The sequence below is a fragment of the Maribacter sp. TH_r10 genome (genome assembly GCF_033101095.1).
GTDB lineage: Bacteria > Bacteroidota > Bacteroidia > Flavobacteriales > Flavobacteriaceae > Maribacter_A > Maribacter_A luteus.
Window position 1 is genome coordinate 154,033 of sequence record NZ_JAWMPY010000004.1, and the last position, 21,176, is coordinate 175,208.

Genomic DNA, 21,176 nt, shown 5'->3' on the forward strand with positions numbered 1-21,176 from the left:
ATATGAACGGATAAAAAAACGCCCTGAAGATATCAGGGCGTTTTTTATTTTATAATGTGAGGGACTATTTAATTGGCAACCTCACTAATGAATTTGAGTCTATATAACCGCAAATCCTCTTCTTCGTATTCGCCATCGAACTCTTGCATGGCATCTTCAAGATTATCAGTTTCCGCTTCAAGAAAATAATCATGGATCTCTTCCTGTTGGTCCTCATCCAAAACCTCATCAATATAATAACCTATATTCAACTTAGTTCCACTATAAACGATTTGTTCCATTTCCTTTATAAGATCAGGAATCTCAAGTCCTTTCGCAGAGGCAATATCCTCCAAATCCAATTTACGGTCCACATTCTGGATAATATAAAGTTTTAGACCGGAGTTTGCCCCGGTACTTTTTACCACAAGATCATCTGGTCGAATAATATCATTTTCTTCAACATAGGTCGCGATGGCCTTAATAAATGGCTTTCCGTATTTTTTAGCCTTACCTTCCCCAACCCCATAAATATTCAACATTTCCTCCATTGAAATAGGGTACTTCAAGGCCATATCTTGCAATGATGGATCTTGGAACACCACAAACGGAGGTACACTTAATGAATCGGCTTGTTTTTTGCGTAAGGATTTTAGGAGTTTCAACAACTTTTCATCGGCCACTCCCCCACCTTTAGAGGCACTTACAATGGCTTCATCCCTTTCCTTACTATATTCGTGGTCCTTGGTCATCATGAAAGAAACGGGCTTGGCCAGAAATTCTTTCCCTTTATCGGTTAAATGAAGAATACCGTATAACTCTATTTCCTTCTTTATAAGTCCTGCGACCAACATTTGACGTATTAGTGCCATCCAGTGGTTTTCGCTTTGGTCTGCCCCAATACCGAAAACCGATTTTTCATTGGCCTTGTGTGAAGAGATCAAGGCATTGACCTGCCCAATTATGGTTTTTACAATCTCTTTGGATTTAAATTTTTCACTTGTTTCCTCAACAGTACGCAAGACCTTCAACACATCGTCCTGGGCCTCTTGCTTCTCTTTCGGATTTCGTGCATTATCATCCATATCGGCACCATCCCCGTTCACCTCATCGAACTCTTCCCCAAAATAATGGAGCATGAATTTTCTTCGGGACATGGAAGTTTCGGCATAGGCAACGACTTCTTGCAAAAGTGCATTCCCGATTTCCTGTTCCGCGACTGGCTTACCTGACATGAATTTTTCCAACTTCTCAATATCCTTATAAGAATAGAATGCCAAACAATGCCCCTCGCCGTCATCCCTACCGGCTCGGCCGGTTTCCTGATAATAACTCTCTATACTTTTAGGAATATCATGATGTATAACAAAACGTACATCGGGTTTGTCTATACCCATCCCGAACGCGATGGTCGCAACGACCACATCAACATCTTCCATAAGGAACATATCCTGGTATTTTGATCTTGTCTTGGCATCAAAACCTGCATGGTAGGGAACCGCACTGATACCGTTAACCTGTAACACCTGGGCAAGTTCTTCTACCCGTTTTCTACTTAAACAATAAATAATACCGGATTTACCTTCGTTCTGTTTTACGAACCTAATGATGTCGGCATCCACATTGGCCGTTTTAGGTCGTATTTCATAGAAAAGATTGGGCCTATTGAACGAAGCTTTGAAAACTTTGGCATCGTTGATTCCCAAATTCTTGATAATATCTTCTTGGACCTTAGGGGTAGCCGTGGCCGTAAGACCAATAATGGGGATATTTTCCCCCAATCGACTAACAATGGTCCTCAAGTTCCTATATTCAGGTCTAAAATCGTGCCCCCATTCAGAAATACAATGGGCCTCATCTACCGCTACAAAGGAAATTTTTTGCGACTTTAAGAAATCTACATATTCCTCTTTAGTAAGTGATTCCGGAGCCACATACAGTAGCTTGGTTATACCTTCCTCTATATCGCTCTTAACTTGCTTAACCTCTGTTTTATTCAGGGAAGAGTTAAGTACATGGGCTACGCCATGGTGATCGGAAATGCCACGAATGGCATCGACTTGGTTTTTCATCAAAGCGATCAAAGGGGAGACGATAATAGCGGTACCTTCTTGCATTAAAGCCGGTAATTGGTAACATAGCGATTTACCTCCACCTGTCGGCATTATAACAAAAGTGTTATTTCCTTGAACGATATTACTGATCACATCTTCTTGGAGCCCCTTGAATTGGGAAAAACCAAAATACTTTTTTAACGAGGCGTGTATATCCATATCATTAAGCCCCATTGCCTGTTTTGCCATCTATTTTTTTAATTCAATGACCTAAGGTCATCATACAATATTTAATCAAGATAAGGTGTTTTGGCCTATGAAACAAATTATGACCTAACATCCTTTAAAACATAACTATTCTATAAAATATAGTTTATGTAATTTTGTAAACTTAAATATATGACATTCTTTTAGGATTACAATCCTTAACCTAAAATATACCTTGAACAATTCTGACACCATACTTAGTATAGCAAGAAAGACCGTTGAGACGGAAAGTAAGGCCATTGGAAATTTGGCCCATTTGCTTAATGAGGATTTCGCACTAGCGGTAAACCATATTTTGAAATCGAAAGGCCGGGTTATTATTACGGGCATTGGCAAAAGTGCCATAATCGCCACAAAAATAGTCGCCACCCTGAACTCCACGGGTACACCGGCGGTTTTTATGCATGCAGGTGATGCGATACATGGGGATTTAGGCACCATACAAGATGAAGATGTGGTTATTTGTATCTCCAAAAGCGGGAATACACCAGAGATCAAAATGCTTGTTCCCTTGATAAAAAGAGGTAAAAACATATTGATCGGGATGACCGGCAATACCGAATCATTTCTGGCACAACAAGCCAAATACATATTGAATACCTATGTAGAGAAAGAGGCCTGCCCCAACAACTTGGCACCGACAACAAGTACCACGGCCCAATTGGTCATGGGAGATGCCCTTGCCATTTCCTTGTTAGAGCTAAAGGGATTCAGCAGTAAAGATTTTGCCAAATACCACCCAGGCGGGTCATTAGGAAAGCGACTTTACCTTACTGTCGGCGATATTGTACAGACCAATATGAAACCTCAAGTAGACATCGAAACAGACGTTCGCACGGTCATTGTGGAGATTTCAGAAAAAATGTTGGGCGTTTCGGCCGTAATCGATAACGGAAAACTTGTAGGTGTTGTCACAGATGGGGATATTCGTAGAATGTTGAACAAATACGAGAACATAAACGGTTTAAAAGCTAAGGATATCATGACACATGGTCCTAAAACCATAGAAACCAAAAAGCTGGCCATTACAGCTCTTGAGCTAATGCAGGAGAATGAAATTTCCCAATTATTGGCTGTTGACAATGGCAATTACGAAGGCGTTGTTCATTTACATAATTTAATTAACGAGGGCATACTATAATGGCAAAAACCGCTGCAAAGAGTCCAAACGAAATGTCTTTTCTTGACCATCTTGAAGAATTGAGATGGCATTTGATCCGAAGTACTTTTGCGATTGTGCTAATAGGAATCGTAGCTTTCGTAATGAGAAGTTTCATTTTTGATACGGTTATCTTTGGACCTTCAAAAATGGATTTCCCAACCTATCGCCTGTTTTGCGACATTGCAACCTTCTTTGGCATAGACTCGGCTTTTTGTGCCGAAAAACTGCCATTCACCATTCAAAGCCGTTTAATGGCGGGGCAATTTTCAGCACATATTTGGACCTCTATTTGGGCCGGTTTCATAGTTGGGTTTCCTTATGTACTGTATGAAATGTGGAAATTCATCAGTCCGGGATTGTACGAAAAGGAACGTAAGAACTCCAGAGGTTTTATCCTTATCGCCTCGTTTTTGTTCTTCTTGGGTGTACTTTTCGGTTACTATGTTGTTGCACCACTTTCAATCAACTTCCTGGGAACCTACCAAGTAAGTGAATTGGTTCTGAACGAATTCGATATAGGATCTTATATCGCCACCGTACGATCTTCGGTAATCGCCTGTGGTATACTTTTCGAATTACCCATTTTAATCTACTTTTTGACCAAAATAGGATTGGTTACTCCGGAAATCATGAAAAAATACCGGAAGATCGCTTTGGTTATCGTGTTGATCGTATCGGCAGTGATCACACCACCAGACGTAGCAAGCCAGATAATAGTGGCTGTACCCGTACTTATACTATACCAAGTAAGCATCTATATATCTAAAATGGTATTGAAGTCCGAAGCAAAAAAGGAAGCCAAATTGGCCGCAAATAAAAATAAAAAAGGTTAAAAAACCGTAAAGAAGATTCCAACACCCAGTATTTAAATTTAGATTTGGGGAGTAATGTTTGATTTTATCCATAGTCGTATATGAAGCTCAGAGCAGATAATATAATGAAAGCCTATCGTGGGCGACAAGTTGTAAAAGGTATTTCCCTAGAAGTAAACCAAGGTGAGATCGTTGGCCTTCTCGGCCCCAATGGTGCAGGAAAAACAACATCGTTCTACATGATCGTGGGTCTTATAAAGCCCAATAGCGGAAATATTTATCTAGATGATATGGAAATCACAAATTTCCCTATGTACAAAAGAGCACAAAACGGTATTGGATATTTAGCCCAAGAAGCTTCGGTCTTTCGAAAACTGAGCATTGAAAAGAACATCCTTAGTGTCTTGCAATTGACAGACTTGAGCAAAAAAGAACAACAAATGAAAATGGAATCGCTCATTGAGGAATTCGGTCTTGGCCATATTCGAAAAAACAGGGGCGATTTACTTTCCGGTGGGGAGCGCAGAAGAACGGAAATCGCAAGGGCCTTGGCTACCGACCCAAAATTCATTCTTTTAGATGAACCTTTTGCCGGGGTAGACCCTGTGGCCGTTGAGGATATTCAGCGTATCGTTGCCCATTTGAAAGACAAGAACATCGGAATATTGATCACTGACCACAATGTACAGGAAACCTTGGCCATTACAGAACGTTCCTATTTGATGTTCGAAGGTGGTATCTTAAAATCCGGTGTACCCGAAGACCTTGCAGCCGACGAAATGGTACGTAAAGTATACCTAGGTCAAAACTTTGAGCTACGTAAAAAGAAGTTGGATTTTTAGTCCATTTAAATTTTGCTGGAAATATTTCCGACTGCAGAGCTTAAAACATAAAAGGCAATAATCGCGGGTATGGCCAAAAACTTCATGGTCATTAATAGCACAAGACTCACGATAAGGAAAATATAACGTTGTGAATTATCCTTGAAATTCCAAGTCTTGAATTTTAGGGCGAACAACTCGATCTTGGCATTCAACAAATATGCACTTAACAGGGTTATGCCTATTAAAAACCATTGATTCAGAATGATACCGTTCAAAATATCATTGTTCTGGTAGAGCAATATCAAGGGTAAGGACAAAATCAATAGAGCATTGGCCGGCGTAGGCAATCCTACAAAAGATTCCTTTTGGTTTTCATCTATATTGAATTTGGCCAAACGATAGGCAGATGCCAGGGTGATCAAAAACCCCAAGAAAGGTAAAGGGGCAACTTTAAGGCCTACCCAGAAAGTATCATGAGCCGCTTCAGAAGAGAGGTTCACATTCCAACCTCCACTCATAGACATTCCCAATAACTGAAACATTACTATTCCGGGTACAAGTCCGCTGGTGATGACATCGGCGAGCGAATCTAGCTGTAATCCCAATTCACTCTTTACATTTAGGATACGAGCTGCAAATCCATCGAAAAAATCAAGTACAATTCCCATGAAAACAAAAAATGCGGCGAGTTCCAACTGGTTCAAAACAGCGAATACAGCGGCCACACTTCCACAAAAAACATTCATTAAAGTGATAAAATTCGGAATATGACGTTTCATGAAAAGTTGTTTATGTAAAAATAATACAAATTTCATGAAAGCTTGTCCGATGGCCCATTCAAATAATAAACACCTTGGAATAAATAAGACATCGGTAGCACTTATAAAAATAACAAAAAAGCATTTGCCCTTTGAAATCGGTAATGACGATTCAACCAATTAAGAACCGTTAACATAAAACCTACTTCTAAACAATTTATTCAGATATTTGCCACCGTAAATCCTTAATAACAAATTATGCCGTTTAAAAGGTTCGTTACATTCCTTTTGCTTTTGACATCACTGGTGGCACACTCCCAAACTCCGGAACTGACCCCATTATCTAAAATTAGCGTACTGACCTGTGGGCCGGGCGACCAATTATACTCGACCTTTGGCCATAGTGCTTTTAGGGTTAAGGACCCAGCCATTGGTATAGATGTGGTATACAACTATGGCGTTTTCGATTTTTATTCGGATAATTTTTATGTAAAGTTCGCACAAGGTAAATTGGATTACATGCTGGCCCGCCAACAGTTCTCCAATTTCATACGGGAATACAAAAATGATAAACGTTGGGTAAACGAACAGGTTTTACAACTCAGCCAATTTGAAAGGAATGAACTGCTCCAATTTTTGGAGAACAATTACCTTCCTGAAAACAGGGCCTACCCGTATGATTTCTTTTATAACAACTGCGCTACCAAAATTTGGGATGTTCTAGATTCCGTATACCATGAAAAGTTGGTGTTCAATGAAGGTTTTTTAGATAAACAGTACACCCATCGTGAGCTTATTCGCCTTAATATGCCACTTAATTCATGGTCCTCTTTCGGTATTGACTTAGCCCTCGGTGCGGTTATCGATGATGTTGCCACACCTAAAGAACATATGTTCTTGCCACAATATATAATGCAACAATTGAACAGTGCCCAATTGGACAACAAGCCCATTGCACCCAAAGAAACAAGCATTTACAAACCCGGTCCCCATGAACACAAAAGCAGTTTTATAAGTACACCCTTGTTTTGGACCCTGGCATTACTGATTATCGTGGTTACCTTAACAGTTTTGGATTTTAAGAAAAACCGTAGAACCAAAAGTATCGACTTTGTATTATTCCTTTTAACTGGAATTGCGGGAATCGTCATCTTCTTCCTTTGGTTTTTAACAGACCATTCGGCAACGGCCAATAATTTGAACATCCTATGGGCCTTTCCCCTGAATTTGATATTCGCGTTTATGGTATGTCGCAAAAAGCCACTCCCATTATGGGCTTTCAAATACTTCCTATTCTTAATAGTACTAATTTTTGCAGTTATAATATTATGGCTGTTGAAGGTCCAGATTTTTTCACCAGTGCTTATTCCGATTTTATTGGCTTTGGGCACCCGGTATTCATTTCTATACGGATATAAAAACCAACAAAACCCCATTTCTAAAATATGAACCTCCTCTCTGTTGAAAATATAGCAAAATCATATGGTGAACTAGTCCTTTTTGAAGACATATCCTTTGGGGTAAACAAGGATCAGAAAATTGCATTGATCGCTAAGAACGGGGACGGGAAAACCTCGATTCTGAATATACTTTCCGGTAAGGACGTGCCTGACTCCGGTTTGGTGAATTACCGTAAGGGAACCCGCGTTTCCTTTCTTGAACAGGAACCTGACATGAATCCTGACCTAACCATTGAAGAAACTATTTTCGCTTCTGACAATGACATTCTTAAAGTTATTCTGGCCTATGAAAAGGCCCTTGAAAACCCTGAGGAGGCAGAAGCCTACCAAAAGGCCTTTGAGGCTATGGACCGCTATGATGCGTGGGACTTTGAAACCCAATACAAGCAGATTCTCTTTAAACTTAAGCTAGAGGACATACATGCCAAAGTGGGACTCCTTTCCGGAGGGCAAAAAAAACGCTTGGCACTTGCCAATGCACTTATCAACAGACCCGACCTTTTGATTCTTGATGAACCTACCAACCATTTAGACTTGGAAATGATCGAATGGCTGGAACAATACTTTTCCAAGGAAAACATAACCCTGTTCATGGTTACGCATGACCGATATTTCTTGGAACGTGTTTGTAATGAGATCATTGAACTCGATGGGGGAAAACTATACCCGTACAAGGGTAATTATTCTTATTATCTAGAAAAAAAAGAAGCCCGATTGGAACAAGAGGCTGTTGAGCAGCATAAATCAAAGTTGCTGTTTAAGAAAGAATTGACTTGGATGCGTAGGCAACCTAAGGCCCGTACAACAAAATCAAAGTCGAGAATAGATGATTTCCAAGCCATAAAGGAAAAAGCCCACCAACGCCGCATTGAACATGAGGTACAATTGGAAATAAACATGGAGCGCATCGGGAGTAAGATCCTGGAACTTCACAAAATATCGAAATCTTTTCCCGGCAAACCGATTTTAGACCAATTTGAATATACTTTCACCAAAGGTGAGCGGGTTGGCATTATCGGGAAAAACGGTACCGGAAAGTCTACTTTTCTTAATATTCTTTCGGGAGCAGACCAACCGGACAGTGGTAAAGTGGTTATTGGGGACACCATTAAAATCGGATATTACACCCAAAAAGGTATCGAGATCAAGCAGGGCCAAAAGGTCATTGATGTAATTCGTGAGTTCGGCGATTATATTCCCTTAAAAAAAGGAAAACAAATATCTGCCCAACAATTGTTGGAACGTTTTCTGTTCGACCGTAAGAAGCAATATGATTTTGTCGAAAAACTGAGTGGTGGTGAACGTAAGCGTTTATACTTATGTACCGTCCTTATCCAGAACCCTAACTTCCTGATTTTGGACGAGCCTACCAACGATCTGGACATCATGACCCTGAATGTTCTAGAAAGTTTCCTTTTAGATTTTCCCGGGTGTCTTATGGTAGTATCCCATGACCGTTATTTCATGGACAAGATCGTTGACCACTTATTTGTTTTTAGAGGTGATACGGTTATCGAGGACTTTCCAGGCAACTACTCTGATTACAGAGCCTATGAGGATAGCCAAGTGGCCGAAAGCAGATCGGAAAAAGACAAGATCATTGAAAACAATAGCCCAAAGAATTCATGGAAAGAGGAAAGTAGCGGTAGCAAACTTTCCTATTTGGAACAAAAAGAATATAAATCGCTTGAGAAAGAAATTCAACGATTGGAGGAGAAGAAAGAAAAAGTACAACACAAGTTCACCGATAGCGGTCTTACGGGCGAAGACATAGATGCGTTATCCATAGAACTGAAAGAAATTTCGGAAGCCATAGAAACAAAGACCGAACGTTGGTTTGAACTTTCCGCCATGATGGAATAATCCTGAAACACCCCAAAAAACATATCTTGTACCGATTTATCAGCTATATCAAATTTCTTTTTAGTGCCACTAACCAGCATGGTGTACATTCACCTTTCATTTATAACTTCGTTACGAAATGCCTGTATAAAAAATCTAAAATCAGAGGACCTAAGTATATAAAAGTATTACTCAAGAGCCTTGCGTATTTTAAGGTTGAAAATATTCGAATTGTCCCAAAAGATCCTTTCCTTGAAAATTTGATAATTAAGTCATTCCCGCAAATCAAATTCAACCAACCGGAAGACCTCATCTTCATGGATTCACCTAACAATGAATTATTTACACTGATCATTAAGGAAAAAACATATCATAACGACACGATGGTCCTAATTAGGGACCTCTATAAAAACAAGAAAAATACCCAGGACTGGGAAGTTTTCAAACAAAATGAAAACGTAACGGTTTCGGTTGATATGTTCAACTGCGGCGCCCTATTTTTCAGGAAAGAACAAGCAAAGGAACATTTTAAGATTAGAATTTAAACCCGTAACTTTATCATTGAAATTACCTTATTGCCGAACAATGTGGAGAAAAGAACCTCCAATCCACTTTTGAAAGGCTATCTAAGTTAAAAATTATGGAATATCCGATTTATACAGTTCTAGGGATTCTTGTAATCATTTATTTGTTTTTCTTGATGTTGAACAGGAACAAATCAAAAAAGCGAAAATCAAAAAAATTCATGGAAGATTATCGCCGTGAAGACAGAAAGGAAAAAGAAAATTAACCCTAAGAACAATACTGTACATTATGAAAATATACACTAAAACAGGTGACAAAGGAACTACGGCCCTTTTTGGGGGCACTAGGGTTTCTAAAAACCACATAAGGATAGATAGTTATGGCACCATCGACGAACTGAATGCGTGGATAGGCCTTATCCGGGATCAGGAAATAGACCCTTACACCAAAAACCTTCTCACCCTTATACAGCATAAGCTATTTACACTGGGGGCAATTTTGGCCACCGACCCAGATAAGGCCCTCTTAAAAAACGGAAAAGAGCGCTTGAACATTCCTAGAATAAACGATTCGGACATTGAACTTTTGGAAAACGAGATGGACGTAATGAACGAATCCTTGCCCCCCATGACGCATTTTATACTCCCTGGAGGACATACAACAGTGTCATACTGTCATATAGCACGAACGGTTTGTCGTAGAGCGGAACGTATGGCCACCGAACTTTTCGAAAAAGAACCTTTTGATGAGAATGTGATGTCTTACATAAATAGACTTTCTGACTACCTTTTTGTCTTGGCACGAAAGTTGACCAATGACTTAAAGGCGAAGGAAATCAAATGGATTCCTGAAAAAAAGGACTAATAATTTCCGATTTTCTTCGTTATCAAACTATTATAGCATAAATAATTGTAAAAAATCTTGGCTATTTCAAGATAAAAATTACTTTTGCAAAAATTTAAAATCATCTATTAAAATGTATTGGACTTTAGAACTAGCATCATATTTGAGTGATGCACCTTGGCCGGCAACAAAAGACGAACTAATCGATTATTCAATTAGAACGGGTGCCCCTTTAGAGGTCGTAGAAAATTTGCAGTCTATGGAAGAAGAGGGTGGTGAAATTTACGAGTCCATCGAAGAAATTTGGCCAGATTACCCTACAGAAGAAGATTACCTCTGGAACGAGGATGAATATTAAACAAGTTAAATGTATCAAAAAGTCTCTTCGGAGACTTTTTTTTATGAATATATTATCATCACTGGCCATACAAAAAGGAAGAAATTAGCATTCAAAATGTTAACTTCGCAGAAAAATAAAACCTATTGGGATTTTTCTCGGTAAATTTGGCAGTAAAATAGGTCTTCACCCATAAGTTCAAAAGATTGGAACACCTTTTGCCCTACCCCTGCAACAACCCTTTAAAAGGTTATTTTTTAAAATAAAGGAGATAAAAATATAGAAAGCAGACGCTTCCCGTCACTTTCAATACCATAATAGGAAGAAATATGAGTTTATTAAATTCAGTACTTAAGGCATTTGTCGGCGACAAATCAAAAAAAGACGTAAAGGAACTACAACCCATTCTTAAACAAATAAAGTCATTTGAAGCTGCTTTAGAAGGTTTAAGCCTAGATGAACTAAGGGCGAAAACAGATGAATTCAAAGCAAAGATCAAGGCCGACCGCAAGGAGTTGGATGATAAGATCGCCGAACTAACCGAGCAAGTGCATGCCTCAACCGATATTGACAAAAACGAGGACATTTATGCCGAGATAGACAAACTACAGGACGAGGCCTATAAAATATCCGAAAAAACATTGAACGATATCCTGCCAGAAGCATTCGCCGTAGTGAAGGAAACGGCAAAGCGGTTCGTTGCAAACGAAAATTTGGAAGTTACCGCTTCAGAATTCGATAGAAAAATATCCGGCACCAAGGACTATGTTACTTTAGATGGCGATAAGGCCATTTGGAAAAACTCTTGGGATGCCGCCGGGAAGGCAGTCACATGGGATATGGTACATTACGACGTACAGTTGATCGGTGGTATCGCCTTGCACCAAGGCAAAATCGCTGAAATGCAGACTGGTGAAGGTAAAACTTTGGTCGCTACGCTACCTATGTACCTAAACGCCTTATCGGGCCATGGTGCACACTTGGTAACGGTGAACGATTATCTGGCTAAAAGGGATAGTGCCTGGATGGCCCCGATATTCGAATTCCATGGTCTTTCAGTAGATTGTATAGACCACCATAAACCCAATTCTGAAGGTCGTAGGGCTGCGTACAACGCGGATATCACTTACGGCACCAATAACGAATTCGGTTTCGATTACCTAAGGGATAATATGGCGCATACACCCGCCGACCTGGTCCAAAGACCGCATCATTACGCCATTGTGGATGAGGTCGATTCAGTTTTGGTCGATGATGCACGTACCCCTTTGATCATTTCGGGACCGGTACCGGAAGGTGACCGTCATGAATTTAACGAGCTTAAGCCAAAGGTCAACGATATTGTACAAAAACAAAGACAACATTTGACCGGTGTATTGGCCGAGGCAAAAAAAGCTATTGCTGCAGGTGACACCAAAGAAGGCGGATTCCTTTTACTTCGTGTATACAGAGGTTTGCCTAAAAATAAGGCATTGATAAAATATTTAAGTGAAGAAGGTATAAAGCAATTATTGCAGAAAACCGAGAATTTCTATATGCAAGATAACAATAGGGAAATGCCCAAGGTAGATGAAGACCTATTGTTCGTTATCGATGAAAAGAACAATCAAATTGAATTGACCGATAAAGGGGTCGATTATATCTCAGGGGAACAAAACAGGGATTTCTTCGTAATGCCGGATATTGGCGGCGAAATAGCTAAGATCGAAAAACAAAACCTGGAGATTGAAAAAGAGGCCGAACTCAAAGAAGAACTATTTAAGGACTTTACGATCAAGAGTGAGCGTATACATACCATGAGCCAATTATTAAAGGCATATACCCTTTTTGAAAAAGATGTGGAATATGTGGTCATGGACAACAAAGTAATGATCGTTGATGAGCAGACCGGTCGTATTATGGACGGTCGTCGTTATTCAGATGGTTTACACCAAGCCATTGAGGCCAAGGAAAATGTAAAGATCGAAGCTTTGACACAGACCTTTGCCACGGTTACCCTTCAGAACTATTTCAGGATGTACAAAAAGCTTTCAGGTATGACAGGTACCGCTATTACCGAAGCTGGGGAATTCTGGGAAATTTACAAGTTGGATGTCATGGAGATACCTACAAACCGTCCCATTGCACGAGATGACCGAAACGATTTGATCTATAAGACAAAGCGCGAAAAATATAATGCCATTATCGAGGAGGTCACTAAATTGTCACAATCAGGTAGACCTGTATTGATCGGTACGACTTCAGTTGAGATTTCAGAATTATTATCGCGAATGCTTAACATCCGAAAAGTACCACATAATGTATTGAATGCGAAATTACATAAGAAAGAAGCCGATGTTGTTGCTGAAGCCGGAAATCCTGGGGTGGTTACCATAGCAACCAACATGGCGGGTCGTGGTACGGATATTAAACTGACCGATGAAGTTAAAAAAGCCGGTGGTTTGGCCATTATAGGAACAGAACGTCATGATTCCCGACGTGTAGACAGACAGTTAAGAGGTCGTTCCGGTCGTCAAGGTGATCCAGGAAGTTCTCAATTCTATGTTTCCTTGGAAGATAACCTTATGCGACTATTCGGTTCTGATCGTGTTGCAAAGATGATGGATAAGATGGGCTTGGAAGACGGTGAGGTCATACAACACTCCATGATGACAAAATCTATTGAACGTGCCCAGAAAAAAGTTGAAGAAAACAACTTCGGTGTTCGTAAACGTTTATTGGAATATGATGATGTTATGAACGCTCAGCGTGAGGTGGTATACAAAAGAAGACGCCACGCCCTACAAGGTGAACGTTTAAAAGTGGATATCGCCAATATGATCTATGACACCTGTGAAGTTATTGCTGAAACCAATAAAGGTGCGATGGACTTTAAGCACTTTGAATTTGAGTTGATCAAGTTCTTCTCTATCACCTCCCCTATAAGCGAGGCAGAGTTTGGAAAAATGACCGTTCCTGAGATTGCCAATGCCATTTACAAGGGCGCCTACGCATTCTATCAAGATAAGATGGAGCGAAATGCCGCAACAGCATTTCCCGTAATAAAGAAAGTCTACGAAGACAACTCCAATAAGTTCGAACGTATCGTAGTTCCGTTTACCGACGGAATAAAAAGTTTGAATGTAGTGACCAACCTAAAAGATGCCTATGAATCTGACGGTAAACAATTGGTCACCGATTTTGAAAAGAACATTACGCTAGCGATCATAGATGATTCCTGGAAAACGCATTTACGTAAAATGGATGAATTGAAGCAATCGGTACAATTGGCCGTTCACGAGCAGAAAGATCCTTTATTGATCTACAAGTTCGAGGCATTTGAACTTTTCAAGGAAATGATCGATAAAGTCAACAAAGAAGTTGTTTCTTTCTTGTTCAAAGGAGAACTACCAACTGAGAATCCGAATGAAATTCAAAATGCGGGTAACTTAAGAAGACCAAAAGAAAACTTACAGACCAGCAAGGAAGAAATTCCCAATAGCGACGAATTGGCAGCTAAAAACAGGGCCGCAGGCCAAACCCAAGGACAAAGACCACAAATAACGGAAACCATAGTTCGTGAGCGCCCTAAGATAGGACGTAACGAACGCGTTACCATAAAAAATGTAATGTCGGGTCAAAGCAAAACCGTCAAGTATAAACAAGCCGAACCATTACTTGATAAAGGGGAATGGGTCTTGACAGAAGATTGATACCTAATTCGACAAAATTACAAGCGACCATTATCGGTCGCTTTTTTTTGGTTACAAAAAAAGTACGCCCCCTCAATAATGGTAATTCGGTTAAATAATTTAAATTAAAATCGATCACTCTAGCTTAATTTTCGTGTTTGATGTTGATTTAAACCCAAAACATATTTAGATTTACCATAAATAACCCTGATCCAATAGGGATTACCTTTCATTACCAGATCGTAATTCACTATTAAAGAGCCAAAAGTTTCGATTATGAAAATGCCCGTCAAAGATGAATATCGCTTAGTGGATAAAGTCAAATTAACATTGAGGGTAAATTATTTCTCCTCAATATTCGCCATCATTTTTGGATTCCTTTGCCTTTACACCCTTAATATCAACGAAATATTACCTTATGCTTTTTTTGGATTTGGTGTTGTCAACCTTTTGAACACCTTAGCCTTTAAATTACATAACAACATAACGGTCACCTATAATATCACTTCAATTATCGGATTAATTTGTGGCACTTTCATTACACTTTACAGCGGAGGGATCAATAGCCCTTTTATATTCGTTTTGGCACTTATCGTATTCACCGGTTATGTAACCACAAAACTATACGGGAAGATATACCTTTACTTAAACCTGACGATCGTATGTCTAATGTATCTGGAAACCCTTCCAGCATATACTTTCACTTTCAATGCCGTACCGGAAGCCTCAAGAGATCTCTTTAGCCTATTCAGTATTCTTTTTTCGGTCTATCTTTTGGGTGGGGTTTTAGGCAAGAACCTATTAAAGGCCCACCACAATCTTTATAAATCTAGAAATGAGATTGAAAAACGAATCAAAGAAAAGGAAACTTTGCTCCGCGAGGTACATCATCGGGTAAAGAACAACCTTCAAACCGTTTCCAGTCTTTTAAGCCTGCAATCAAGAAGCATACAGGATGAGAAAATGAAAAACATCATCAAAAGCAGTCAGAACAGGGTTATCTCAATGGCAATGGTGCATGAGATGCTGTATATGCGCGATGATCTATCTAAAATAGAATATAAATCCTATGTACAGGAATTGAGCGAATTTCTAATACGATCTTTAAAAGGTGCCGATAACAAAGTAAAACTAAATATAGATATACCGGATATTAAATTAGGTATTGATACGGCCATACCCTTGGGGCTTTTGATAAACGAAGCAATTACCAATGCCCTGAAATATGGCATAAGCAATCAAAAAGATGGGGAAATAAGCATCTCGATCGAGCAAGGCGAAGAGAATGGGTATGAACTAAGAATCGGTGACAACGGTGTAGGTTTCCCGGATACCATTGATCACAAAACCACCAAATCACTTGGTTTAAAACTAATCCACAACCTTGCCCGCCAACTTAAAGGGAGCATCATCAAGGATACTACGAAAAAAGGAACAAACTACATTATCAAATTCTACGAAGTAGGCAAGCATTTTAATGCAGTTGCTTAAGGTTTACCCCTAATTTTGTGAATACCGCGGTATTAAAGACCATAGGGTTCTTTTTTCTTATTATTCCTTATATTTAAGGAACTAATTAAAAAACCTTCCATGCTTAAAAAATTACTCCTTTTGGTGCTGTTTTGTGGTTCTACACTCTACGGTCAAGATTACTTTTTCAAAAAATTCCATCCTTTCAATGCCGATATACCTTCACCCGAAGAATTTTTAGGATATGGTATTGGAGAGCATCACACCCGGCACGATTTAATAGTGGCCTATTTGGAAAAACTTGCGGAAGTATCCGACAGGGCCTCCATTCATTATTATGGCAAGACCCATGAAGGTAGAAAACTGGTTATCCTAACCATTACAAGTCCGGAAAACCTATCAAACCTTGATGAATTGAAACGCCAACATTTGGCATTCACAAACCCTGACAACAATGCTTCAAACTACGATGATGTCCCTATTTTCATCAATCTGGCTTATAATGTACATGGAAATGAACCGTCCAGTTCTGAAGCTGCCTTATTAACGGCATATACTTTTGCCGCTTCAAACAATCCGGAAATATTGGGATATTTAAATAATGCCGTGATATTCATCGACCCAACAATCAATCCCGACGGTCGTGATCGTCATACCCAATATGCCAATTCCTACCAAGGAAATCCACTTGTGGCCGACCCGCAGGATGCCGAGCATAATGAGTATTGGCCTGGTGGTCGTACCAATCATTATTGGTTTGACCTTAATCGGGACTGGCTATTGGGCATTAACCCTGAAAGCAGGGGTAAATTAACATGGTACCATGAATGGTATCCTAATGTGGTTACCGATTTTCACGAAATGGGCACACAAAGCACCTATTTCTTTGAGCCCATGAAAGCCAATGGATCCTTAGATCCGATAATGCCCAAAGAAAATTATGAGGACCTCAACAATATGTTCGGGGAACAATTTGCCAAGGCTTTGGACAGTATCGGTAGTTTTTATTTTACCAAGGAGGCCTTTGACGGCACGTATCCCGGTTATGGGTCGTCTTATCCCGATCTTCAAGGAGGGTTGGGTCTTTTGTTCGAACAGGCCAGCTCTCGTGGGCATAAGCAAACAACTGCCTTTGGGGAAATTACATTTCCGTTCACGATCCGCAACCAATACACCTCGGGCATAACCACGGTAAAAACCGCGGTTAAAAACAAGGCCTATATGCGAAAATACCAACAAGACTTCTTTAAAAGTGCCATTTCCAGGGCAAGTAAAAGTAAAATCAAGGGATATACTTTTAACGATGCACATGACCAAAATAGAACCAAGGCTTTCATTGACAAGTTACTATTACATAATATAGAAGTATATAAATCTAACGATGCATATGTGGTACCTACTAAACAACCACAGTATAGAATGGTACAAACCATGTTCGAGACCTATTCCAAATATAGAGACAGTGTTTATTATGACGCTTCTGCATGGTCTGTAGGTAATTACTATAATATGAAGTATAAGCCCACAACCAGCTTGAATTTAGGAGACAGAATCACTACAACAAAAGACCTGATCCAAGTTTCTCCCGTTCAAAAATCCAATTATGCCTATATTATCGATTGGGATGATTACAATGCCCCAGCCGCACTGAATTACCTTCAAAAAAATGGATTGACGATATCGTCGTCTTTTAAACCCTTTACCGCAAAAGTGGGCCCAGATTCCAAATCGTTCAATTATGGCGCTTTGGTCATTCCCGTAAGCTTGCAAAAAAAGGATGCCGATGCCATATATAAACTGGTACAAGCGGCGCAAAAAGAGTTTCAAGTTCCAATGTTCGGTGTAAATTCAGGGTTCAACTTAAAAGGAATCGACTTAGGAAGCCGTTTTATTTCACCCATAAAAAAACCAAAGATCGCAATGCTTATTGGCGATGGGGTTCGCTCATATGAAGCTGGGGAGGTTTGGCATTTATTGGATAAAAGGGTACATATGCCGATATCCAAAATACCCATGCGTAACTTTGATAAAATGAAGTTGGATTCGTACAAAACCCTAGTAATGGTTTCGGGTAAATATAAATTTACCGATAAGCAACAGGATAAAATAAAAACTTGGGTAGGTAAAGGCAATACATTGATAACCATCGGCACAGCCTCTAAATGGGCCATTGACAAAAAATTGGTCAAAGAAAAATTGACGAAACCTGAAAAAGACACGCTAGCGATCGCTACCCGCAAACCTTATGTAGATTCCGACGAAAATTTAGGTAAAGAAAGTGTAGGTGGGGTTATACTGAAGATGGATATTGACACTACCCACCCTCTGGCCTTCGGCTATCATGACAACGCCATTCCTGTTTACAAAAACAATACGGTCTGGTTGACGCCAAGTAAAAATGAATATGCAACTGTTGGGAAATATGCGAAGGAACCTCATATGGATGGTTTTCTTACCACAAAAAATATGGAGCAATATGTTAAACCATCGGCATCACTTATCGTGAGTAAAGTTGGGTCGGGCAGGGTAATACTCTTTGCCGACAATCCAAATTTCAGGGGTTCTTGGTATGGGACGAACCGGTTATTCTTGAATGCCTTGTTTTTGGGAGATAAAATAGAAGTCCCATCAAGGGAATAATTACAATGGCTCTTATACCAAAACACCCTATACTTATGTAAAAACAAAATTTTATTAACCCTTCTATTAAGGAGCCATACCGTAACTCCCTAAAAGTGCATTTAATGACAGCCCATGAAACAAGCACCATCTGTTGCCCTTTTGTACACGGTTCACATTTTTAAGTAAATGTAACGTTCAACATTTACGATGTGAGCCAAGAACCAAATGGGAATTACGAACAAAAGGCAGATGATTAGCTGTTACTAATTGCTGCATTGTAAAACGGTTAAAGCTATTTTTTAACACGTACTTTCAATGGCTGCAAAAAACCTTTTGTTTTAGGGAATATGACCATATTCAACACTAACAAAGCAACCGGAAGCAAAAGAATAAAAAGTAACATAAGCTTTATATTTTAGGTTAAAAATTAAAAAAGGGGAACTTTCTTGTATTCAATAAAAACCCTAACGTATTAAGACAACTTAGGTCTGTCTTTTTTCGTTGAAAAAGCCAAAGCCTTCTTTACTCTGGAATTTTTGAATTTATATAAACGTGCAACACTTTTTTCCGAAGTGATTTTATTTTCCTTAGCAGAATCAATAACGATAATCCCACTATCCAAAACAATATCCATTTTAATAGGTTCCACTGTAACATTGTCATCGGCGTTTTGAGCAAAAGCGGTAAGACCGAAAAAAAGAACGAAAATCAAGGTAAAAATAGCTTTCATAATATCGACTTGGGTTACATAAATTTAACTCCAAACGACACTGAGGCAGGTTCACAAAACGGTGAAAACACCTTATTTTTCGGCTATCGGAAAAAGAATGGGTGAAGTGCACAAAATGTTCGACAAACGTTTTCAACACCTGAAACGCCTTACCGAACAAATAGTCTTTTAATCGGTATTCGTGAGTGGTTTTTTACAAGGGCTGATATAAAAACCGTTAAAATAATATAATACGAATCTTGAATTCAATTGCCATAATTACCTGAAAAGTGATATCATCATACCTTCTGGGGAAACTTTAAAAAATCAAATTGCGTAGTATAATTTAGAGATGGGGTATAAAAAAGGTTATCGTTTTCTTACATTTTATACAATAAGAACAACAATTCATACAATTGCGATCGATTAATCAACGAACAGCTATTAATTTACCTTAAAAACATCCCCTCTATAAGATCTATTGCTAATCAAAAACCGAGAACCCATGGAACCATTTATTTACTTTATCGCAAATGCATCAATGATTTTTGCCGCCAGCGTTATTGTTTTTATTCTTACAGGACTTATTAAAAATCGATCTCATCATTAAATATAGTACGGCCTTTCTGTTATTACTTGTTATTCATCAGTGGACAAAAAAATCCAAAAAGAATGTATGTAAATACATTAAATAGGATAATACTAAAATTGTATTTATAAAACCCTCTAAACTTTCATTAGGTCTATAAATCAAAACATTTATAACCCTATGGAAGGATAAAAGTAAAAACACCTTTTGGGAAACGGAAATAAAGAACAACACATCCGTCAATTAGGCTTTCCCCTAATTTCCAATCATAGTTTAAATATACCTTTAGCAGGTATTATGGAAGAAAAGTTATCCCAAAATTCTTGGAAAGAAGTGAAATACCTTGGTACTAACCTCCAACGATTTGTGTTTTTTGAAAATCCAATGGGACTTTAAACTGGATTACATTGAGGGATCATTAAGTCCCATCGATTCTCAGTTTATATGGAGTGAACAAGCTTTAAAAAAAAATCACTGTATCGTCATTTTCTTGATAAGCCCAATGGATAATAAACAATAGTTTGAATAAAGGATAAATTACAAGTTCTGAAAGTATGTATGACCTATAATTTCCCAATATAAATCTATTGGGTTTAGGCCAACAATGGCTTATCCTTTTTAGCCCTAAAGGCAAGTGCCCTTTTCACTTTAGTATGCTTAAACCTGTATATACCTATAGCATTGTTCTTTTTCGGATGCCTTAGTCTAGTTCTCTCAACATTGGAAACCAGATTTTGCACGTTGGTCAAATTTGAATAAGTTAGTGAAGAACCCTCTTCTATTGTTTTCATTTGATCAACAGGACCTACACAATGGGCAAAGGATATAGACCCTGTGAATAATAAGATTATAAGTAAGAAAAGGGTTCGCATAGTTTATAGTAAGTTTGGTTACCTAGAAAACCCACATACCCCATTTTTACATCCAATTATTCGATTAAATGTAGCATTTCATAGATGAAAGGCTCAAATATCGATGAAATACCTAACTTTACCCCTAAACCACAAATTCTACAATTACCGTTTATCGATGTTTACATGCCGTTCATCGAACAATACAAGCAAAAAATCACTGTTTTTAAGCGAATAATCCATCTCATCGATATTCTAAGGTGTTATAAACATAAACCATTTAAATTCTCGAATGGCACTCTAAATGTAATGCTCCGGAAAATCGTGTTCATTCAGAATAAACCACAAAAGTTCGCTTCCCTTTTAAGGAAATATTAGGCTTACAAAACTAAAGCTATTAG

General features: G+C 38.9%; 17 protein-coding genes. 13 read left to right on the forward strand and 4 right to left on the reverse strand.

Features of this window, described 5'->3' with window-relative positions; translation table 11 throughout:
- Positions 1–68 precede the first annotated feature (68 nt).
- Positions 69–2,282 carry a DNA helicase RecQ gene (recQ, locus tag R3X28_RS11905; RefSeq protein WP_411556610.1) on the reverse strand — a complete coding sequence of 738 codons (2,214 nt, stop codon included), beginning with the start codon at positions 2,280–2,282 and terminating at the stop codon, positions 69–71.
- A gap of 193 nt (positions 2,283–2,475) precedes the next feature.
- Between recQ and R3X28_RS11910 the strand changes: the two genes are divergently transcribed.
- From R3X28_RS11910 to lptB, 3 genes are all read left to right on the forward strand, one after another.
- The gene (locus R3X28_RS11910; RefSeq protein ID WP_317664517.1) at positions 2,476–3,441 is read left to right on the forward strand and encodes a KpsF/GutQ family sugar-phosphate isomerase; all 966 of its coding nucleotides are present in this window, start codon (positions 2,476–2,478) and stop codon (positions 3,439–3,441) included.
- Positions 3,441–4,295: a twin-arginine translocase subunit TatC gene (gene tatC / locus R3X28_RS11915; RefSeq protein ID WP_154366315.1), complete on the forward strand. Its 855-nt coding sequence runs from the start codon at positions 3,441–3,443 to the stop codon at positions 4,293–4,295. Before R3X28_RS11910 ends, tatC begins: the two co-directional genes overlap by 1 nt.
- Positions 4,296–4,375: 80 nt before the next feature.
- Positions 4,376–5,116: an LPS export ABC transporter ATP-binding protein gene (gene lptB, locus R3X28_RS11920; protein WP_317664519.1), complete on the forward strand. Its 741-nt coding sequence runs from the start codon at positions 4,376–4,378 to the stop codon at positions 5,114–5,116.
- 5 nt (positions 5,117–5,121) lie between these two features.
- Here the strand turns inward: lptB and R3X28_RS11925 are convergent, their stop codons facing one another.
- Positions 5,122–5,877 (reverse strand): CDP-alcohol phosphatidyltransferase family protein, encoded by a 756-nt coding sequence (locus tag R3X28_RS11925; protein WP_154366311.1) that lies wholly within the window; start codon positions 5,875–5,877, stop codon positions 5,122–5,124.
- A 237-nt stretch (positions 5,878–6,114) separates the two neighbouring features.
- Between R3X28_RS11925 and R3X28_RS11930 the strand changes: the two genes are divergently transcribed.
- The 9 genes from R3X28_RS11930 to R3X28_RS11970 all read left to right on the forward strand — a co-directional run bounded on the left by R3X28_RS11930 (position 6,115) and on the right by R3X28_RS11970 (position 18,644).
- Positions 6,115–7,305 carry a DUF4105 domain-containing protein gene (locus R3X28_RS11930; RefSeq protein WP_317664521.1) on the forward strand — a complete coding sequence of 397 codons (1,191 nt, stop codon included), beginning with the start codon at positions 6,115–6,117 and terminating at the stop codon, positions 7,303–7,305.
- Positions 7,302–9,179, forward strand: a complete 1,878-nt coding sequence (locus R3X28_RS11935) for an ABC-F family ATP-binding cassette domain-containing protein (protein WP_154366307.1) — start codon at positions 7,302–7,304, stop codon at positions 9,177–9,179. The genes R3X28_RS11930 and R3X28_RS11935 overlap by 4 nt, the downstream gene beginning before the upstream one ends.
- Positions 9,180–9,475: 296 nt before the next feature.
- Positions 9,476–9,703, forward strand: a complete 228-nt coding sequence (locus R3X28_RS11940; protein ID WP_317664524.1) for a hypothetical protein — start codon at positions 9,476–9,478, stop codon at positions 9,701–9,703.
- A gap of 95 nt (positions 9,704–9,798) precedes the next feature.
- Positions 9,799–9,948: a hypothetical protein gene (locus tag R3X28_RS11945; RefSeq protein ID WP_179955080.1), complete on the forward strand. Its 150-nt coding sequence runs from the start codon at positions 9,799–9,801 to the stop codon at positions 9,946–9,948.
- 23 nt (positions 9,949–9,971) lie between these two features.
- Complete coding sequence (locus R3X28_RS11950) at positions 9,972–10,547, forward strand: cob(I)yrinic acid a,c-diamide adenosyltransferase (protein ID WP_154366303.1); 576 nt, start codon at positions 9,972–9,974, stop codon at positions 10,545–10,547.
- Positions 10,548–10,659: 112 nt separating this feature from the next.
- Positions 10,660–10,884 (forward strand): DUF2795 domain-containing protein, encoded by a 225-nt coding sequence (locus R3X28_RS11955; protein WP_013994285.1) that lies wholly within the window; start codon positions 10,660–10,662, stop codon positions 10,882–10,884.
- A 308-nt stretch (positions 10,885–11,192) separates the two neighbouring features.
- On the forward strand, positions 11,193–14,555 hold the full coding sequence (secA, locus tag R3X28_RS11960) for a preprotein translocase subunit SecA (protein ID WP_154366301.1): 3,363 nt from the start codon (positions 11,193–11,195) through the stop codon (positions 14,553–14,555).
- A gap of 255 nt (positions 14,556–14,810) precedes the next feature.
- Positions 14,811–16,025 (forward strand): sensor histidine kinase, encoded by a 1,215-nt coding sequence (locus tag R3X28_RS11965; protein ID WP_317664531.1) that lies wholly within the window; start codon positions 14,811–14,813, stop codon positions 16,023–16,025.
- A gap of 99 nt (positions 16,026–16,124) precedes the next feature.
- Positions 16,125–18,644, forward strand: coding sequence for a M14 family zinc carboxypeptidase (locus R3X28_RS11970; RefSeq protein WP_317664533.1), 2,520 nt, complete (start codon positions 16,125–16,127; stop codon positions 18,642–18,644).
- A 454-nt stretch (positions 18,645–19,098) separates the two neighbouring features.
- On the opposite strand, the gene R3X28_RS11975 is transcribed toward R3X28_RS11970, so the two are convergent.
- Positions 19,099–19,356 carry a hypothetical protein gene (locus R3X28_RS11975; protein WP_317664534.1) on the reverse strand — a complete coding sequence of 86 codons (258 nt, stop codon included), beginning with the start codon at positions 19,354–19,356 and terminating at the stop codon, positions 19,099–19,101.
- 775 nt (positions 19,357–20,131) lie between these two features.
- Here R3X28_RS11975 and R3X28_RS11980 point away from each other — a divergent pair.
- Complete coding sequence (locus R3X28_RS11980) at positions 20,132–20,320, forward strand: hypothetical protein (protein WP_317664536.1); 189 nt, start codon at positions 20,132–20,134, stop codon at positions 20,318–20,320.
- 197 nt (positions 20,321–20,517) lie between these two features.
- On the opposite strand, the gene R3X28_RS11985 is transcribed toward R3X28_RS11980, so the two are convergent.
- Positions 20,518–20,796: a hypothetical protein gene (locus R3X28_RS11985; protein WP_154366292.1), complete on the reverse strand. Its 279-nt coding sequence runs from the start codon at positions 20,794–20,796 to the stop codon at positions 20,518–20,520.
- Positions 20,797–21,176 lie beyond the last annotated feature (380 nt).

Bases quoted from the DNA above. Each gene is read 5' to 3' on its own strand.
- R3X28_RS11925 (WP_154366311.1), bottom strand. From the start codon at position 5,877: ATGAAACGTCATATTCCGAATTTTATCACTTTAATGAATGTTTTTTGT.
- recQ (WP_411556610.1), bottom strand. From the start codon at position 2,282: ATGGCAAAACAGGCAATGGGGCTTAATGATATGGATATACACGCCTCG.
- R3X28_RS11950 (WP_154366303.1), top strand. From the start codon at position 9,972: ATGAAAATATACACTAAAACAGGTGACAAAGGAACTACGGCCCTTTTT.
- lptB (WP_317664519.1), top strand. From the start codon at position 4,376: ATGAAGCTCAGAGCAGATAATATAATGAAAGCCTATCGTGGGCGACAA.
- R3X28_RS11940 (WP_317664524.1), top strand. From the start codon at position 9,476: ATGGATTCACCTAACAATGAATTATTTACACTGATCATTAAGGAAAAA.
- R3X28_RS11955 (WP_013994285.1), top strand. From the start codon at position 10,660: ATGTATTGGACTTTAGAACTAGCATCATATTTGAGTGATGCACCTTGG.
- R3X28_RS11935 (WP_154366307.1), top strand. From the start codon at position 7,302: ATGAACCTCCTCTCTGTTGAAAATATAGCAAAATCATATGGTGAACTA.
- R3X28_RS11975 (WP_317664534.1), bottom strand. From the start codon at position 19,356: ATGAAAGCTATTTTTACCTTGATTTTCGTTCTTTTTTTCGGTCTTACC.
- R3X28_RS11965 (WP_317664531.1), top strand. From the start codon at position 14,811: ATGAAAATGCCCGTCAAAGATGAATATCGCTTAGTGGATAAAGTCAAA.
- R3X28_RS11945 (WP_179955080.1), top strand. From the start codon at position 9,799: ATGGAATATCCGATTTATACAGTTCTAGGGATTCTTGTAATCATTTAT.
- secA (WP_154366301.1), top strand. From the start codon at position 11,193: ATGAGTTTATTAAATTCAGTACTTAAGGCATTTGTCGGCGACAAATCA.
- R3X28_RS11970 (WP_317664533.1), top strand. From the start codon at position 16,125: ATGCTTAAAAAATTACTCCTTTTGGTGCTGTTTTGTGGTTCTACACTC.
- R3X28_RS11930 (WP_317664521.1), top strand. From the start codon at position 6,115: ATGCCGTTTAAAAGGTTCGTTACATTCCTTTTGCTTTTGACATCACTG.
- tatC (WP_154366315.1), top strand. From the start codon at position 3,441: ATGGCAAAAACCGCTGCAAAGAGTCCAAACGAAATGTCTTTTCTTGAC.
- R3X28_RS11985 (WP_154366292.1), bottom strand. From the start codon at position 20,796: ATGCGAACCCTTTTCTTACTTATAATCTTATTATTCACAGGGTCTATA.